This is a genomic window from Novosphingobium sp. PhB55 (assembly GCF_004368805.1).
GTDB lineage: Bacteria > Pseudomonadota > Alphaproteobacteria > Sphingomonadales > Sphingomonadaceae > Novosphingobium.
This window is the reverse complement of record NZ_SODQ01000003.1, coordinates 368484-385257: the sequence shown is the minus strand read 5'-3', so window position 1 is coordinate 385257 and position 16774 is coordinate 368484. Positions and strand designations below refer to the sequence as shown.

21 protein-coding genes and 1 riboswitch are annotated in these 16774 nt (G+C 64.8%); of the genes, 8 read left to right on the top strand and 13 right to left on the bottom strand.

Translation table 11 applies throughout. From position 1 onward, the window contains the following. Positions 1-5: 5 nt before the first annotated feature. Entirely contained in the window at positions 6-317 is a 312-nt protein-coding gene (locus EDF57_RS09275) for a hypothetical protein (protein ID WP_132268464.1), read from the bottom strand. A gap of 217 nt (positions 318-534) precedes the next feature. Then, the gene (locus tag EDF57_RS09270; RefSeq protein WP_132268462.1) at positions 535-882 is read right to left on the bottom strand and encodes a hypothetical protein; all 348 of its coding nucleotides are present in this window, start codon (positions 880-882) and stop codon (positions 535-537) included. A 542-nt stretch (positions 883-1424) separates the two neighbouring features. Between EDF57_RS09270 and EDF57_RS09265 the strand changes: the two genes are divergently transcribed. Both EDF57_RS09265 and EDF57_RS09260 read left to right on the top strand, forming a co-directional pair. Continuing rightward, positions 1425-1853 carry an OsmC family protein gene (locus EDF57_RS09265; protein ID WP_132268461.1) on the top strand — a complete coding sequence of 143 codons (429 nt, stop codon included), beginning with the start codon at positions 1425-1427 and terminating at the stop codon, positions 1851-1853. Between the two features lie 71 nt (positions 1854-1924). Continuing rightward, positions 1925-2233: an alkylphosphonate utilization protein gene (locus EDF57_RS09260; RefSeq protein ID WP_134094172.1), complete on the top strand. Its 309-nt coding sequence runs from the start codon at positions 1925-1927 to the stop codon at positions 2231-2233. A 231-nt stretch (positions 2234-2464) separates the two neighbouring features. Here EDF57_RS09260 and EDF57_RS09255 read toward each other — a convergent pair whose 3' ends face one another. After that, complete coding sequence (locus EDF57_RS09255; RefSeq protein WP_134093986.1) at positions 2465-2938, bottom strand: hypothetical protein; 474 nt, start codon at positions 2936-2938, stop codon at positions 2465-2467. Positions 2939-3262: 324 nt separating this feature from the next. Between EDF57_RS09255 and EDF57_RS09250 the strand changes: the two genes are divergently transcribed. Continuing rightward, positions 3263-3544, top strand: a complete 282-nt coding sequence (locus EDF57_RS09250) for a hypothetical protein (protein ID WP_132268458.1) — start codon at positions 3263-3265, stop codon at positions 3542-3544. A 100-nt stretch (positions 3545-3644) separates the two neighbouring features. Here the strand turns inward: EDF57_RS09250 and EDF57_RS09245 are convergent, their stop codons facing one another. Beyond that, positions 3645-4043 carry a hypothetical protein gene (locus EDF57_RS09245; protein WP_134093985.1) on the bottom strand — a complete coding sequence of 133 codons (399 nt, stop codon included), beginning with the start codon at positions 4041-4043 and terminating at the stop codon, positions 3645-3647. Between the two features lie 137 nt (positions 4044-4180). Between EDF57_RS09245 and EDF57_RS09240 the strand changes: the two genes are divergently transcribed. Beyond that, complete coding sequence (locus EDF57_RS09240; RefSeq protein WP_134093984.1) at positions 4181-4795, top strand: hypothetical protein; 615 nt, start codon at positions 4181-4183, stop codon at positions 4793-4795. A gap of 4 nt (positions 4796-4799) precedes the next feature. On the opposite strand, the gene EDF57_RS09235 is transcribed toward EDF57_RS09240, so the two are convergent. From EDF57_RS09235 to EDF57_RS09220, 4 genes are all read right to left on the bottom strand, one after another. After that, complete coding sequence (locus EDF57_RS09235) at positions 4800-5186, bottom strand: DUF4440 domain-containing protein (protein ID WP_134093983.1); 387 nt, start codon at positions 5184-5186, stop codon at positions 4800-4802. Then, positions 5183-5497, bottom strand: coding sequence for a YciI-like protein (locus EDF57_RS09230; RefSeq protein ID WP_134093982.1), 315 nt, complete (start codon positions 5495-5497; stop codon positions 5183-5185). The genes EDF57_RS09235 and EDF57_RS09230 overlap by 4 nt, the downstream gene beginning before the upstream one ends. A gap of 132 nt (positions 5498-5629) precedes the next feature. Continuing rightward, on the bottom strand, positions 5630-6001 hold the full coding sequence (locus EDF57_RS09225) for a hypothetical protein (protein ID WP_243840973.1): 372 nt from the start codon (positions 5999-6001) through the stop codon (positions 5630-5632). 9 nt (positions 6002-6010) lie between these two features. Then, on the bottom strand, positions 6011-6646 hold the full coding sequence (locus EDF57_RS09220) for a hypothetical protein (RefSeq protein ID WP_134093981.1): 636 nt from the start codon (positions 6644-6646) through the stop codon (positions 6011-6013). Between the two features lie 307 nt (positions 6647-6953). On the opposite strand from EDF57_RS09220, the gene EDF57_RS09215 reads away from it, so the two are divergent. Then, positions 6954-8111 carry a phospholipase A gene (locus tag EDF57_RS09215; protein WP_243840972.1) on the top strand — a complete coding sequence of 386 codons (1158 nt, stop codon included), beginning with the start codon at positions 6954-6956 and terminating at the stop codon, positions 8109-8111. A 42-nt stretch (positions 8112-8153) separates the two neighbouring features. Here the strand turns inward: EDF57_RS09215 and EDF57_RS09210 are convergent, their stop codons facing one another. The 3 genes from EDF57_RS09210 to thiC form a co-directional block, all read right to left on the bottom strand. Further along, positions 8154-8918, bottom strand: coding sequence for a DUF72 domain-containing protein (locus tag EDF57_RS09210; protein ID WP_134093980.1), 765 nt, complete (start codon positions 8916-8918; stop codon positions 8154-8156). Beyond that, positions 8918-9211, bottom strand: coding sequence for a hypothetical protein (locus EDF57_RS09205; protein ID WP_132268444.1), 294 nt, complete (start codon positions 9209-9211; stop codon positions 8918-8920). The genes EDF57_RS09210 and EDF57_RS09205 overlap by 1 nt, the downstream gene beginning before the upstream one ends. A 135-nt stretch (positions 9212-9346) precedes the next feature. Beyond that, entirely contained in the window at positions 9347-11251 is a 1905-nt protein-coding gene (gene thiC / locus EDF57_RS09200) for a phosphomethylpyrimidine synthase ThiC (protein WP_134093979.1), read from the bottom strand. Positions 11252-11300: 49 nt separating this feature from the next. Continuing rightward, positions 11301-11446: riboswitch (TPP riboswitch) on the bottom strand. A 44-nt stretch (positions 11447-11490) separates the two neighbouring features. On the opposite strand from thiC, the gene EDF57_RS09195 reads away from it, so the two are divergent. Then, positions 11491-12120 (top strand): SOS response-associated peptidase family protein, encoded by a 630-nt coding sequence (locus EDF57_RS09195; protein ID WP_134093978.1) that lies wholly within the window; start codon positions 11491-11493, stop codon positions 12118-12120. A gap of 93 nt (positions 12121-12213) precedes the next feature. Here the strand turns inward: EDF57_RS09195 and EDF57_RS09190 are convergent, their stop codons facing one another. After that, entirely contained in the window at positions 12214-12834 is a 621-nt protein-coding gene (locus EDF57_RS09190) for an outer membrane beta-barrel protein (RefSeq protein ID WP_132268439.1), read from the bottom strand. Between the two features lie 597 nt (positions 12835-13431). Then, entirely contained in the window at positions 13432-14520 is a 1089-nt protein-coding gene (locus tag EDF57_RS09185) for a Gfo/Idh/MocA family oxidoreductase (RefSeq protein WP_208324827.1), read from the bottom strand. A 30-nt stretch (positions 14521-14550) separates the two neighbouring features. On the opposite strand from EDF57_RS09185, the gene EDF57_RS09180 reads away from it, so the two are divergent. After that, the gene (locus EDF57_RS09180) at positions 14551-15471 is read left to right on the top strand and encodes an aldo/keto reductase (RefSeq protein WP_243840971.1); all 921 of its coding nucleotides are present in this window, start codon (positions 14551-14553) and stop codon (positions 15469-15471) included. Further along, the gene (locus EDF57_RS09175; RefSeq protein ID WP_134093976.1) at positions 15468-16553 is read left to right on the top strand and encodes an LLM class flavin-dependent oxidoreductase; all 1086 of its coding nucleotides are present in this window, start codon (positions 15468-15470) and stop codon (positions 16551-16553) included. Before EDF57_RS09180 ends, EDF57_RS09175 begins: the two co-directional genes overlap by 4 nt. Positions 16554-16774 lie beyond the last annotated feature (221 nt).

Genomic DNA, 16774 nt, shown 5'->3' with positions numbered 1-16774 from the left:
AAAAATCAGCCGCGAATGGCGGGGCGCAGCCGCATCGCGAAGGAGATGACGAAAGGCCAGAACAGCGTGGCGATCACGTCGCGAATGGTGTCGTGCCAGCTCCAGGAGCCATGGGCCAGGCGATCGATATATTCGTTGCCCGCCTCCAGGATCACCACCATCGCCAGTGGCCAGGCGGAGCTGAGCTTCTTCTTCATCACGATGGCCGTCAGCAGCCAGATCGTGAGGCCCGCATAAGTATGCGCGAACTTGTCGGGGGCCGGGCACTGCGCAACGATCCAGGTGATCGCGCGCTCGTAATGGTGGACGAATTCCATGCCGCCTTATGCTGCGGCGCACCAGGACGGTCCAGCCTCGACAGGCTCGGATACGGTGGAAATTCCGGAGATCGTGGCGGCAATACATCAATGCCGGCAAACCAGATAGGGTATCAGGCCAAATACGGTATCAGGGCGCGTGGACTCTGGTCCGCCGCGCCCTGACCTTCTCCCTTCCCTCGGCCGTTGCGGCTTGCGCCGCCTGTTCTCCCTGCGGTCAGGCCAGCTTGCGCTGCAGCCTTACCAGAGCGCGGTCGATCGCGTCGCGCGCCGTATCGTTGACTGTACCCGAAACCACCCGATAGACGATCCGCCCATCATCCAGCGAATAGGCCACCGTCGCCATGCCGTCGTTGAAACTGGCAAGGTAGAGCGCCGGCTTGCGCTGGATGAGGGCGAGATCGTCCGCTCGGGGAACCAGACTCTCTCTCATGAAGTAGGCGCCGATCATGTTCGGCGACATCGCGGTGGGCTCCGATCCGGAATCGCTTGCCCAGCCCGCGCCGGCCGAAGCCGCAGCGCACAGGACAAGTCCCACCTGCAATGCTGTCAGGAATCGCTTCATGACACCATCCTCTTCCCTGGCGGCTCCATCATCGCGGGCCGCCTCTCTTGTCCTGGAGACATAACATCCACCCCGGAGAATCGGAAGCGGTCATTGGCGCAAACCCGCAGAAATCCGTTATTTTGCGCTGCGACAGAAAGATATGGCACTCGCGAACACCACGCTGGAACCCGCTCTGTTCTTCCCCGCGCAGGCCCGACATGCCCTGCCCCCGCCCCGGCGGCCGGTTCTTCGTCGATCACGGACAGGATCGCGCTTGTGAAGGCCCGCCTCGGCGCGATAGCTTCCGCCCCACGGCCCGGCCTGGAGGCGATTCGATGCTGCACCCGCTAACGTCGATTTCCTCTTCGCGGATGCGGTCCAGTGCACCGGCGCGGCGTCTCGGCCGTTCCTGGACACCGATCCGGGCCCCCATCCAGCGAATCGGGAACAGGGCGCGCCGCCCTTGCGTTTGCCCGTCGCGCCCGAACCCCATTCGACCGGGCTCGGGCTGAAAGATTCCATCCCCAAGCACGCACGATCCTCATGAAAGGAAATCCGGCATGACGACCAATTCCGCCTCCGCACGCTATTCGGGCCTCGGCAAGGAAGGCAAAGGCGCCATCAGCACCCGTTCCGGGGTGTTGAGCGACCAGCCCTACGGCTTCGGCACGCGCTTCGAAGGCCAGCCCGGCACCAATCCGGAAGAACTGATCGCCGCCGCCCATGCAGCTTGCTTCACCATGGCCACCAGCTTCGCGCTGGCCAAGGCGGGCTTCTCGGACGGCACGCTGGACACCCAGTGCACCGTGACGCTGGACAGCGCTGACGGCGGCTTCGCCGTCACCAAGTCCGCGCTCACCCTGAAGGCCAGCGTGCCGGGCATCAGCGCCGAGGACTTCGAGAAGCTGGCCGACGAAGCCAAGGCCGGTTGCCCCATCTCCAAGCTGCTCAATTGCGAGATCACGCTCGAAAAGTCGCTGGAGGGCTAGGAAAGCCGCGTGGCGCCTGCCATGGCGCTTGCCTTGAGGATGGCGGGTCCGTCCTGATGGAAAGGACGACCATGGCAGGCGACAACGAAGACTACGTCTATGACGAGGACAGCGGCGAATGGATGCCCGCGTCCGAACTGGCGAGCAAGCGCGCCGCCGAGAGCAGCGTCGAAGTGCGCGATGCCGTGGGCAATGTGCTGGCCGATGGTGACCAGGTTACGCTGATCAAGGACCTTGAGGTCAAAGGCGCCGGACAGACGCTCAAGCAAGGCACGCTCATCAAGTCGATCCGCCTGACCGGCGATCCGCAGGAGATCGACTGCAAGTACCCCGGCATCAAGGGCCTGGTCCTGCGCGCGGAATTCGTCCGCAAGCGCTGACCGCCAAGGGAACGGCAGCAAGGCCCCGACGTTTAGCTCATCGGACGGGGGCGAGCGGAGATCCGCATTGCCGATGAAGATCAATGTTATGGGCGCCGTTGCCGGCGCCATCGCTTTCGGAGCCCTGGCCGGAGCATGCCTGCCGGCGGGTTCGGAAGGCGATACGAAGGCAGAGAACGCCTATACGGCCAAGCGGAAGCAGCACCTCGCCCCGACCCGGCCGCAGGAGCCTCAGCGGCTTTCGGTTGCCGACGCCTCAGGCCGGCTGGGCCGCTGACGGTCCGTCCAGGCACAACCCTGCCTGGTTTCGTCGCCCAGTTTCAGCATCGCGGTATAAGGATATGTCTGATCCGACATGCCATCGGTGCAGGTGCCCGGCCCGATCGCGAGCGTCAGCAAGGCGCCCTTGCGCTCGCCGCTGAAGGACAGGCCGCCCCGCCCGGCGAACCGGCTGACGGCGATCGCCTCACCCTTCACATTTTCAGGCGTAGTATAAGTCAGGCGCTCTCCCACGACATCCCCGCCCCAGAACGGCTCGGTACCCACGAAGCGGATGCGCTCGCCCGAACCGATCTCGTGAAACGGGGCATGGTCCTGGGCATCGCCGGGCACGTTTTTGGCACCGCTGTGGCAGGCCGAAAGCACCATGACGGCGGCAAGCGCCAGGGCGGCACGGCTCAGCGGAGCGTCGGATCGCAGTTCCATGACCATGGCCTAGTCCGCGCGCGCAAAACGCGCAATCGCCAGATGAGGCCACCCCTCTGCTCATCGCCGCGCTCGGGCGATTCGCCTGAAAGAGAACGCCGGTCTCTCCGCTGGCGGTGAAATTTTGCATGTGCGAAAGTTTTTCCGGGTGTTCCGTTACCGCTAACATGCTCGTTTGCCGCAGATTTCCGGACAATTGCGGTTTCTGCAACACCAGTGGCAAGTAATTCCATTGCGACAGCGGTGTCAAAAAACCATGTTGCACTGCAACAAGATAAGGGGTGCCCAAGGCAATCTCCTATCGTTCAGACTAAGGATTTTGCCATGCTGAAGACCGTTTTCGCTGTTGGCGCCGCTCTCGTCGCCGTTGCCACCACTGCCGCTCACGCTGAAGATTCGCGCGATTTCTCGCACGACGGCGTGCACTACAACTACACCACCGAGCAGAAGGGCAAGGTTACCGTGATCGAAGGTACCGCTTCGGGCCAGGTTCCCTTCCGCCTTTACGTCGCTGGCAACCGCGTCACCGGCACCTACAACTCGCGCAACGTGAACTTCCGCCTCGCTGACGCCAAGGGCGCTCTGGCCGGCGCCGCTGCGCAGTAAGGGTTCGTCCCTGAGACAGAAAAGGGCGCCGTTCCAATCGGAACGGCGCCCTTTTTGTTGCCCGCGTGGTATGTCGCAGGGTGTTTCGTCAGGCGCCGGTTCAGTGCCGCTTCTGATGCACGTCTTCGTGCCGCACGAACCGTATCTCCAGATCGCCGCCCGGGACAAAGCCGTGTTTTTCTGCGATGGCCGCACGCATGTCGGCAATGGCCCCGGCATCGGTGCCCGGCGGCACCTGGTAGCGCGCCAGCACCATGCCCTCTTCCACGTCCACCACGCTGAAGTGGCTGGCGATGCAAGAGGCGGCCAGTGCATCGAGATCGAGGCCATCGGCCAGGTTCCAGGTCTTGCCCTCTCGCGAACGGATACGCTTGCGGCAATAGCGGCAAGTGCAGACCAGCGTGCCGTCATCGTCCCGCTCGCGCCGTCCATCCGGCTCGTGTACGCGCGTGAACCAGCAGGGCGTGAGCGAATAGGCGTCTGACCGTTTCGTAAACATGCGTTCACCATCTCATCCGGTCGTGAACGGTTGCTTGCCCGAGGCATGGGTATATTCCCCGAAGCATTCACCTCAACGACATGGGGCCTCGGTTAGTCCTATATGAGGTAGGTGGGCTGGCGTGATGTGGAGTTGAAATGGGTTTCGCAAAGTGGTTCGTGGTGCTCGCTGCCGGTGGAATCGGCGCCGGCGTGGTCGTGGCGGGCATGACCACGGGCAAGATCACGAAGTATCCCGATCGTTATGCGCTGTCGGGCGAGCATCGGCCTGCCGCCCGTGAAGACCGGCGATCCGGCTATGCCGATCGGGAGCAGGAGGACTATGCCCTGCCAGATGAGGGCTATGCGGACGAAGGCTATGCGGACGACGCCTCTGGCGGAAACCGGCCCGGCTACGGACCGCCGCGCGGACGTATGGTGATCCTGGACGGCCCGGGCTGGGCTGACGACGGCGGCCCCGGTTACGCCCGCCCGTGGCGCAACGGCCGCGGCAGCGATCACTATGGCGACCGGGACGAACGCGGCGCCCCCTTCCCGGAGCGCGGCGAACGCCCGTACATGGCCCCGCCCCGTGCCTATCCGCCCTCCGAACAGCGCCTCTACCAAGCGGGACCGCGCAGCTATGCGCCGCAGCCCGCCGCGCCTCAGACCCGCACTTCAGGCTCGGCGCCGCGGGATTCCGCCGCCGATTCTGCAGCCCGCGCGGCTGGCGCCGCGGCGGACGTCCTGGCTGCCGAGCGTGAGGGCGCCTGAACGTTCAGGCCAGGGTGAGGAAGACTTCCGCTTCGATCACCCACTGCCCGCCCAGTTCGCGCCACTTGGCAAAATAAGTGCCCGAAGCGGTAAGCACGTCCGAGGTGCTGTCTATCCCTTCCCAGCGCCCGTGCTCCATCGCGATCGGCTCGACCGGGGAGAGCACGACCTCACGGGTCGTGCGGGTGTAGATCAGCCGCGCCGGACCGGAAAATTCCCGCCGCCAGACTTTCACCTGGCTCATGCGCCCCTGAATCAGCGCGCTGTCGGTCCCGGTGACCATGACGCAGTCGCGCGCGAGAATCGGGGCAATGGCCGCAGCGTCGCCTTCGGCAATCGCGCGGTTGAAAGCCGCCCGGCGCGCACGGATGGACAGTTCCGCCCCGCTCATGCCTGGCCCTCGGGCCGCACCGGGTTCGCGGCCCGCGCACCGACAACGGTGTTCCAGCGCCGCACCGTCCAGCGCTGGACGATCCCGGACGTGACGTAAGGGTCCGCCCGGGCGAAGGCCTCTGCGCCCTCCGGCCCCTCGCCCGCGAAAAGCAGGAGAGCCATGTCGACGGGATCCTCCACCGCTCCGCCCAGGACCAGTCCGCCGCTCTCCGCCGCATCCCAGGCCAGTGCGAGATGCGCGTCACGAAACGCCGGGCGCCGCTCCAGATAATCGGGCGCGAGGTGATAGGTCAGAAGGTAGTGGTTCATCGCGAGGCTCTCGTGCTTCGAAGTGTGACCATCCGCATTACACGAAATGCGCCGGATGTGTCGCCTCGCCCGCATTCGCACACTTCAGCGCACCAGGCCGTGAAGCGGAAAGGGGGGCATTCGCGGCCGGTTCTAGCGGCGGTTCCGGTTCAGGGTCCTATCGATCAATCCGTAATGCAGGATTTGAATCGCGAGGAAAGTGGCAGCCATCAGCATTGTCACCGGCAGGAGCATGCTTTCCTGCCCGGGCCTTGGCCTGACGTCCAGGAAGGTCAGCAATGTGATGACCGCCAACACACCAATCCCCAAAGCCGGAACGAGGCAGAGCGCGAGCACGCGAGGGGCGGTCCAATTTACCGTTCCGGCAAGCGACCATTGCATCGGCAACCGCTCGTGATGCCGAAAGCGGGCATTGGCCCGTACCGACAGCCAGGCAGAAACAACTGCAAAAACGAAGGTTATGCCAAGCACGATCATCGTCGTCAGAAGATCATGTCCAGCCATCTTCTTCTATCAGGAACATCCCTCGACATAGCCCAGCACCGGCATCATGCCGACGTGGACCATCTTGACCTTGCCGTCCTGCCCGATCTCGAAGCGAAGGGCCGGATCCCCGCTCCTGGCATTGGGTGCGGTGAGGTATTTGGCCGGCGCGGCCTCGTATTTGTGCGGTTCCTCACGGAAGCCGGCGAACCACTTCTTCACGTCCGCCTCGGTGGAGCCGACGCCGACCCCCTCCACGAGCTTGACCTGCGACCGCTGGCCAAGCGTGATCCGCTGCACTTTGCCTTTCTCGACTATGGCATAGACGCCCGGGTAGTCCGGTGAAGTGACCGTACGGCAAGCATCCGATGCCTGCGCACCGCGCTCCGCCCACGATGAGCCTGAGGGCACCGCCTGCCCCAGCCGCAAATCACCCAGCCCTTCCAGCGCCAGCACCTTGGGGTTGGCAGCCGGTCCGGCAGTCCCCGATGGCATCTCCGTAGCCGTGGCCTCGGACGCCGGCGCGACTCCCTCGGCCCCGGACATGGCCTCTTCCGGCATCGCCGAGGAGGTAGGCTCGCCAGCCTGATCGGGCGCCTTCGCAGGCTCGGACGAACAGGCCGCAAGTGCAAGGGCCAGGATCGATGCAGTGAGGAGATTCTTCATGAACAGCGCAATGCACATCCGAGGCCAAAGGTTGCGTTGTCGAGCTTTTCCAAGATTGCGGGTCATCGCGCCAGAATAGCGCCGGAGCCTTCGACAGCCTACGAAAACGCATCCGATTTGCCCCCATCTCTCACCCGGAAAAACCGTTACGGATTGATTTTGCTTTGCAAATTCTCCGCACTTCGCAGATGCGGTAGAAATAATCGGGCGCACAGGGTGACATAAATTGAAAACGATTGCGGGCGCTAGCGCCCTGATGGCGGCGCTTTGCGCCCAGACGGCGTGTGCGGAACCTCTTCGCAAAGCAGTGATCACCGAAATCGAGACCGTGGCGGATGGCTCCGTCCTGGTGGAAGTTCTGCTGGTCAATGACGGTGACTCGGGAAGATCCTTTGACATTCCGGCCAGGATCGATGCCGAAATGCGCAGCAGCAAGGTGGAAATCGCCGCTCTCGAAAGGTCGATCGATACGCCTGCCAGCCTGACAGTGGCACCGGGCGGTTTTGCCAAGGCCCACTACAGGCTGGCTGCTGGCGGACACCCATGGGCCGCAGGACAAGCCCCGCTCATCAGCATTCCTCTATGGCATACTGCCCAAGTTGCAGCCGGTCCGGCGCAATCTGCGCCTGCGCTCGCTCTGGCGTCAGAGCAGACCGCTGCCACTACTTCGGCCGCTGCTCCAATGGCTGATGCGGCGACCAGCGGGGCGGGACATCGCCCAGTGCAATCGCGACTCGAAAGAGAAGAGAACGGCTTTCTTACCGATTTTTCGCCTTACGAGCCGAGCTACGTCGTCTTCGGAAATGCCAAGGACAGCGAATGGCGCGTCCAGCTCAGCTTCAAGTATCATTTGCTTGGCAGTCATAGCGATGGCGCCCGGCCGAGTTGGCGGGATGGCCTCTATTTCGGCTTCACCAACAAATTGTTCTGGGACATCGCATCCGATTCGTCGTTCCGCGATGCCAACTATCTGCCGGAACTGTTCTACCGGACACCGGAATTCGCCCTCTCCGGGCATACAGGTGCGGGATTGCAGGTCGGCCTTCAACACGAATCGAACGGTCGCTCAGGCAAAATCCAGGGCCGCAGCGTCAACAATGTCTATATCTCGCCTACCATCAGTCAGGACTTGGGCGATGGCTACCGGCTCTCGCTGGCCCCGCGCGCAATGTTGCTGGTGGGCGGCAAAGCAGGCAACCCGGACATCCTGACGTACCGCGGCGCGACGTCGCTGGACGTCAGCCTTGGCAAGGACGACGGCCTGCTGCTTTCGGCCTCGGGGCGGTATAACTTCAATTCGGGCAAGGGCGCACTGGAAACCGACTTGTCCTATCCGATCGATCGGATCGTGGGTGGACCGAATTTCTATCTCTTCGTCCAGAGCTTCACCGGCTACGGCGAAAGCCTGTTCGACTACAACCGTCGCATGAGCCGGCTTCGTATCGGCTTCGCGATCACCCGGTAAAAGACGGCAGGGAAACGAGCCGTCGCGCTCTCGTTCGGCGGCTCAGTTTTTCAACTTCTCGATCAGCGCCATTGCCGCAGCGGGCGCTCGTTCTTTGGCGCCGTTGATGAAGAACAGGAAGGCGTCCTTGCCGGATTTCGACCAATCCTGCGCGCGCTTTGCCCATTGCGTGAGTTGGGCGGAGGGGTAGCCCTGCTCGAGGTCCGACTGCGCGTTCTGGAGGCGGGCGTAGATGAAGGGGCTGTCCTCGGCCGCGTCTTCGAAGGCGGGGTATTTGGCGCTGTCGGCGAGAATGACCGCGACGCCGGCCTTGCGGGCGAGGTCCAGGAATGCCGGATCGCGGAAACTCTCGTGCCGGGGCTCGATGGCGTGGCGCAGGACCAGCCCTTCCTGCTTTGCCGGCAGCAGGGCGAAGAAGGCGGCGATCTCGTCGGGGTCGAACTGCTTGGTCGCGGCGAGTTGCCAGTTGATCGGCCCCAGCCTGTCGCCAAGCTCGACCAGGCCCTGCTCAACGAAGTTGGTGACGCTTTCGCCTGCTTCAGCCAGGTTCTTGCGGTTGGTGCAGTAGCGCGAGCCCTTGAGCGCGAACTTGAACCCGTCCGGCACGGTATCGCGCCACTTGGCGAAGCTGGCCGGCTTCTGGCGGCCGTAGAAGGTGGCGTTGATCTCGGTGCCGGTGAGGTGCTGGCCGACATATTCCAGCTCGCGGGCCTTGGACACGCCCTTGGGATAGAAGGTTTCCCGCCAGGGGTCGTAGCTCCATCCGCCGATGCCGACATGCACTTCGCCCGGCCCCCTGGCGCTCATCAGGCCTTCTTTCGCGAAAGGCGGCGGCGATTGGCGGTAACGCGCTTGCGATAGTGGCGCACGGCCTTGTGCGCGGTCTGTTCCGGAGAGGCCAGACCGCCGGTCGCCAGCTTCATCGCCAGTTCGGCATTGGCCTGGAGCTTTTCGGTGACCATCAGCATGTTTTCGCGGTTGCTGCCCCGCCCGGTCATCATGTCGGTGGTACGCATTCCCATGACCATCATGGATTCGGCCCAGAGCCAGTAGCTGTCATGGGCGAGCTTCATCCAGTCGCCATTGGAATTGCGGGGCATTCGGGAACCCTTCGAGATGGAAATCGATGGTAGCAGCGCAATCGATTCCTGCGAAGGGGAATTGCTGAGGCCGGAATGGGCCGTCGTCCCGGGCCGGGCCCGGGACGACGTTATCTCCAACCGGCTTCGATACGCTCAGTCGTGTTCGCGGACTCCTGCGCCCATGTAGAGTTCGCTGCCGGTTTCCCGGAACACCTTGCTCATTTCGGCCATGCCCGCCTCGGCCTCGGAAATGGCGAGCTTGCCGCCTTCTTCCGCCGCGATGAAGCCGGTGCTCGGCTGGTTCTGCTTTGCCGCGAAATCCCGCACTTCCTGGCTGATCTTCATCGAGCAGAACTTCGGCCCGCACATCGAGCAGAAATGCGCGGATTTCGCGCCTTCGGCCGGAAGCGTCTGGTCGTGGTACTGCTCCGCCGTGTCGGGATCGAGGCTGAGGTTGAACTGGTCGCGCCAGCGGAACTCGAACCGGGCGCGGCTGAGGGCATCGTCGCGGACCTTGGCGGCGGGGTGGCCTTTCGCGAGATCGGCGGCGTGGGCGGCCAGCTTGTAAGTGACGACGCCGACTTTCACGTCATCGCGGTCGGGCAGGCCAAGGTGTTCCTTGGGCGTGACGTAGCAGAGCATCGCCGTGCCGTACCAGCCGATCATGGCCGCGCCGATGCCGCTGGTGATGTGGTCGTAGCCCGGCGCGATATCGGTGACGAGCGGCCCGAGGGTGTAGAACGGCGCCTCGCCGCAAGCCTCAAGCTGCTTGTCCATGTTCTCCTTCACCTTGTGCATCGGCACATGGCCCGGCCCCTCGATCATTACCTGCACGTCCTGCGCCCAGGCGCGCTTGGTGAGTTCGCCCAAGGTGTAGAGTTCGGCGAACTGCGCCTCGTCATTGGCGTCGGCGATGGAGCCGGGGCGCAGGCCGTCGCCCAGCGAATAGGCGACATCGTAGGCCTTCATGATCTCGGTGATCTCGTCGAAGCGTTCGTAGAGGAACGATTCCCGGTGATGCGCCAGGCACCACTTGGCCATGATCGAACCGCCGCGGCTGACGATCCCGGTCACGCGCTTGGCTGCGAGCGGCACGAAAGGCAGGCGAACGCCGGCGTGGATCGTGAAGTAGTCCACGCCCTGCTCGGCCTGTTCGATCAGCGTGTCGCGGAACACGTCCCAGGTCAGATCCTCGGCAATGCCGCCGACTTTCTCCAGCGCCTGGTAGATCGGCACGGTGCCGATCGGCACGGGGCTGTTGCGGATGATCCATTCGCGGGTGTCGTGGATATTGCGGCCGGTAGAGAGGTCCATCACTGTGTCCGCGCCCCAGCGGATCGACCATACCATCTTGTCGACCTCGCTCGCCACGTCGGAGGCCACGGCGGAGTTGCCGATATTGGCGTTGATCTTGACCAGGAAATTGCGCCCGATCGCCATCGGCTCGCTTTCGGGGTGGTTGATGTTGGAGGGGATGATGGCCCGGCCGCGCGCCACTTCCTCACGCACGAACTCCGGCGTGACGTAGTCGGGGATGGCGGCGCCCCAGTCCTGACCGTCGCGGGCATATTCCTTGAGCATCGCGCGGCCGAGGTTCTCTCGCTCGGCTACGTATTCCATCTCCGGCGTGATGATCCCGCGCCGCGCGTAGTGCATCTGGCTGACGTTCATGCCTGGCTTGGCGCGCAGCGGGCGCTTCACGACGTTGGGGAAGGCCGGGACGCCGCCCGAGCGGTCCGGGCCGAGTTGGCCGTTGTCCTCCGGCTTCACCGCGCGGGCTGCATAGTCCTCCACATCGCCGCGGGCGAGAATCCAATCGCGACGTTTGGCGGCGAGGCCGGCGGAAATGTCGATGGTGACGTTCGGGTCAGTATAAGGACCGGAGGTGTCGTAGACACGCACCGGCGCCTCGCCCGATCCCGGCTCCAGATAAATTTCCCGCATGGCAACGCCAAGCGGCCCGACATGAATCTTCTTCGACCCGCGAATGGGCCCGGTGGTAACATCAAAGTGCCCTGCCGGGAGGGGGATTTCCAGTGTGGAATTGATGTCGGCCATAAGCGATTTTCCTAGGGCTTATGGACGAAAGAAAGGTCGCGACAGATGAGTCCTGTGGCCCGCCCTTCCCTCCGCCCGTGTTAACGGGTTCAGGTTCAACGGGTCGGGCAGCGTGACCTGCCCCTCTCAGCCATTTGTTTCCTTCCGGTCCTCGCAAAACGAAAACCTTGGGCACAAGCTCCCCGGGGATGGGCGGACGATAGACGGGGCGATCCCGTCCGTCTAGGCCGACCGGCGACATGCCGATCATCTATCGCCTCGACGCACCCGCCCGCGATGTCGCCCGTGCCATGGGCGCCGCAGCCGGAGAGGACCCGTGGCGCGGCGGCCCGGTTTCGGGCGGCGGGTTCGCGCCAGTGGTGACGATGGGGCGCGAATTCGTGGCCGGACCCCGGCCGGAGCAACGCCAGCCGCGCCGCATGGTGCCGCGTCTCTGGGGTGTGCCGCCCCCGCCCGCCGCCTTTGGCGAGCGTCGCCACGGCATCCTCACCGTGCGCAATCTGGAAAGCCCGTTCTGGATCGGCAACTTGCGCAACAGCGAGTTTCGCTGCCTGGTCCCCGCCACTGCGTTCATGGAATGGGGCAAGGTGGACCCGCGCGACGGCAAGCGCCGCCAGAACTGGTTCGGCGCTGCCGACCAGCCGATCTTCGCGATGGCCGCTGTGTGGAAGGACAGCGAAGTGCCCAGCTTTGCCCTGCTCACGTGCGAGGCCAATGCTGCGCTGCGTGCCGAGGGGCGAGACACGATGCCGGTGATCCTCCCGCCCGAAGCGCACGATCTCTGGCTGCGGGGGGACTGGAAGCGTGCGGCGGCGCTGGTGGTGCCCTATTCGTCCTCGCTCACGACACTGCGCGTAGCGGGCGCCTGAGAACGGGCCCAGAAAAAAGGCTGGACAAGGAAAACCCGGGCCACCGCAAAGACGGCCCGGGTCACTCCCTGCGAAGAATCGCGGATTACGGGATTACTTGAACCGAATACCGACGCCGCCCATCACGCGCTGGCGTGCCGAGTGGCCGTGGTAGTCCGAATAGACGTACTGCGCATTGACGTAGACCGGCAGGCGTCCCTGGGTGAGCGTGTATTCCACGCCGCCGCCGACCTGATAGCCGTCCGCCTTGTAGTGATCGTAGACGAGGGTGTCGCCGGTCGGGCCGTCGATGCGGCGGCGCTGTTCGCCGTTGACGTAGCCGCCCTTGGCGAAGACCAGCAGCTGCGGGGTGGCGAGATACCCGGCGCGCACGGCGGCGCCCCATTCCTCGAAGCCCTTGTGGCAGATGCTGTTGCCGTCGGCCAGGCCGGTGCAGTTCTCGTTGCCGTTGCCGGGGCGCCAGTAGCTGCCTTCGGCGCCGATCACGAAGCGGTCACCCAGCGTACCGTCGAAGCCGACGGTGCCGCCATAACCGAACTTGTCGTTGTGATTGCCTTCGGACTGGAAGCGATCGCCGCCGGCATTGGCTTCGACGCGGATACCGCGGAAACTCGTGCCGTTCGAAGCGACTTCAGAACCTTCCTGCGCGAACGCAGGCTGCGCGGCGATCCCCGCCGCGAAAAGCGCGGCGATCGTGGTGGCTTTGATATTCATAATAGGTCCTTGAAGTAGGTCGGGGGTCACCGGGAAACGGCGATCCTACGGTCAAAGTTGCCCATTAGGGGTATATCCCGGGCGCAAGTGGGTCGATATGTGACGGCTGTGCAACAGTTCCACAAAGCGGAATTCCGGACATTTTCCGGCCGGTTGCCTGCATTTCCGCGGGTCTGGAGCCCATTGATCGTCGGGATCGCGGTTTCGCGCCAAATGGTCGCCGAACTTATTTTGCCTTGGCCGGGAACCGGTCTCTCCGTCCGGCGCCCGCGTGTTCGGGCGTTGGAGGTAGGGAGAGGATGCAGGAAAAAGCGCGCCCCTCCCCCCTCCCCCTTCGTCATTGCGAGCGTAGCGAAGCAATCCAGAGCGGCTCTGCGCGACTCTGGATTGCTTCGCTACGCTCGCAATGACGAAAGGTTGGGGAGAGAAACACGTCGTCCCGGACTTGATCCGGGACCGCTGGCGGTTCTTTAGGCGCTAAATGGCAGAACGGCGCCCCGCTGAACATTGGGCGCGGCTCTGCCAGCGGTCCCGGATCAAGTTCGGGACGACGCCTTCTTCAACGCCTTCTTCAAATCAGCATTTAGCGCCTGTGCTTCAGCCCAGCAGTTCGGCCATCTCCACCACGCGCTTCTCGCGCGCGCTGAGTTCCGCCGCCGCGCCGATGGCCACGGCCATCAACCCGTCGCGCGCGGTTACCTGCACTTCGCCCTCGCCGCGAACGGCGCGGGCGAAGGCCTCGTGCTGGTAGAACGTCGCGCCGTGGTGCGAGCCGGCATCCATCGCCGCTTCGTCCACCGCGACGTGCCAACGCTCGACCGCCTTCGGACCCGGCCACGGCACGCGCGGCGACCAGACGAGATCGCCCGGCGGGATCAGCACGTCGAGGCGGCCCTTGTCGCCGGTCGCGCTCATCTCTTCCTGATGCTCGGCGCCCTCGGCGAACATGCAGAGGTCGAGCAGCGCGCGGCTGCCGTCCGCGAAATCGACCGTGGTGAAGCTGTTGTCGATGATGTCGGGCTGGCGGCCGTCATAGCGCTCATCCACGTGGTTCACGTCCATCGCGCCCGAGCAATAGACGCGCACCGGCTCCGAACGGGTGATCAAGCGCATGAGGTCGAAGAAGTGGCAGCACTTCTCCACCATGGTGCCGCCGGTGTTGACCGAGAAACGGTTCCAGTCGCGCACTTTCACCAGGAACGGGAAGCGATGTTCGCGGATCGAGAGCATCTGCAGACGGCCGACCTTGCCGCCGTGGATCTCGTCGATGAAGGCCTTGGCGGGCGGACTGAAGCGGTATTCCATGCCCGTCCAGAACGGCGCCTTGCGGGCCTCGGCTCTCTCCATCACCCAGCGGGCGTCTTCCATCGTCGTGCAGAGCGGCTTTTCGCAGAGGATCGCCACGTCGCTGTCCAGCAGCGGCTCCAGCACCGCACGGTGCGTGAAATTGGGCGAGACGACCACCACGGCATCGAGCCCGGCATTGGCGATCATGCTGGCGCTGTCGGCATATTCCGCCACGCCCTCGGCCTTCTCGCCCAGGGCATCCTTGGCCCAGCCGAGCGAGGTCGGCTCGGGATCGGCGATGGCGACCACTTCGGCGCCTTCGAGGATCTTGAGATTGTGGATGTGCTCGACACCCATCATCCCGGTTCCGACAATTCCGTAACGCAGCGTATCTACCATTTCGCAACTCCGTGTGCCATGTGGCGATCCATGACCTCCCCATCGACGATGCGCCTATCGGCCCAACCCGTCCCGCTCGGCAAGAGCGGAATTTCCGTTTTCCCGATTGCCTGGGGCATGTGGCGGCTCGCCCGACCCGACGGTAACGACGACATCGGCGCCATCGTCGCCCGCATCGAGGCGGCGCTTGAGGCAGGCGTGACCCTGTTCGACACCGCCGACATCTACGGCTGCGACGCCGCGCTCGGCTTCGGCGGCGCGGAACTGCTGCTGGGCAAGGCGCTCGCCGCCCGCCCGGACCTGCGCGACCGGATGACCATCGCCACCAAGGGCGGCATCGTCCTGGGCGTGCCTTACGATTCGAGCCCGAACTACCTGAACAAGGCGCTCGCAGCCTCGCTCGAACGCCTCGGCCTGCCCTCGGTCGAACTCTACCAGATCCACCGCCGCGACTTCCTGGCCCACCCGCGCGACGTGGCCGAAACCCTCGCCGCCATGGTGGAGAGCGGCAAGGTCAAGGCGATCGGCGTTTCCAACTACAGCCCGGCCGAATTCGAGGCGCTCCAGGCCTACCTGCCCTTCCCCATCGTCTCGACCCAGCCCGAGTTCTCGGCCGCGCGCTATGCGCCGCTCTATGACGGCACGCTCGATCAGGCGATGGCCCGCGACGTGGCGGTGCTGGCGTGGTCGCCGCTGGGCGGTGGGCGCCTTGCAGCCGGTTCGGAAGACCCGGTGGCAAAACTCATCGCCGCGCAGGGCGCGCGCTACGGCACCGATGCCGCCGCCGCCGCGCTATCGTGGATCATGGCGCACCCCTCGCGCGCCATTCCCATCGTCGGCTCGCAGACGCCCGAGCGCATCCTCGCCTCGCGCGATGCGCTGAAGGTCGAATGGACCGCGCCGGAATGGTATGCGGTGCTGGAAGCCGCGATGGGAGCGCGCCTGCCGTGAGCGCGCTGGCCCCTTGCGAGATCAGCTGGTTTTCGGCGCTCTGCGATGATGACTACGAGTTCCTCGGCCAGCCGGATCCGATGCTGCGCTCCAGCTGGGAGCATTGCCGCAACATCGTCATGGCCGCCGAGGAAGGCGGGTTCGACAATGTGCTGCTGCCTTCCGGCTATGCGCTCGGCATCGACACCACCGCCTTTGCCGCCGCCATCGCCGCCGAGGTCCGCCGCATCAAGCTGCTGATGGCCGTGCGCATCGGCGAGATGTGGCCCGCCCAGCTTGCGCGCCAGATCGCCACGATCGACCAGATCCTCGGTGGCCGCGAGGGCGGCGGCCGCCTGAACATCAACGTGATCTCCAGCGAGATGCCCGGCGAAACCCTCGACGGCCCCGCCCGCTACGAACGCACCACCGAGGCCATCGAGATCCTGCGCACCCTGCTCTCGGGCCGGTCGCTCGCCCATCAGGGCCGGTTCTGGAACCTCAAGCTCGACGCACCGCGCATGATCGCGCCGGGTTCGAAGTGCCCGCCGCTCTACTTCGGCGGCCTGTCCGAACCCGCCCGCGAAGTGGCCGCCAAGGGCTGCGACGTCTACCTGATGTGGCCGGACCGGATGGAGGCGGTGAAGGAAACCATCGCCGACATGCGCGCCCGCGCCGCGCAATACGGCCGCACCATGCGCTTCGGCTACCGCGTCCACGTCATCGTGCGCGAGACCGAAGTGGAAGCCCGCGGCGCGGCCGACCGCCTGCTCTCGCGCCTCGATGCCGCGGAAGGCGCCGCGATCCGTGCGCGTTCGCTGGATTCGCAGTCGGTCGGCGTGCAGGCGCAGGCGGCATTGCGGGAAACCGCCAGCGACGACGGCTATGCCGAGGACAACCTCTGGACCGGCATCGGCCGCGCCCGCTCGGGCTGCGGCGCGGCGATCGTCGGCGATCCGGATCAGGTGCTGGCCAAGCTCCAGGCCTATCGCGAGGCCGGGATCGATGCCTTCATCCTCTCCGGCTACCCCCATGCGCGCGAGGCGGACCTGTTCGCGCGGCATGTGCTACCCCGGATCGATCACGGGCCGCTGGTTTTTTAACGCACGCCAAACCTCAATACCCCAGCCAACCTTCGTCATTGCGAGCGCAGCGAAGCAATCCAGAGCGGTTCCGCGCCGCTCTGGATTGCCGCGTCGGCTTCGCCTCCTCGCAATGACGAGTGTTGGGAGAGAATAAGACGCCGGGGCGGACATTGACTGCGTCGGCAACATACAAGCTGCGCCGCAGGGAGCGCACGACGCATAGGCGGCGCACAGCATCG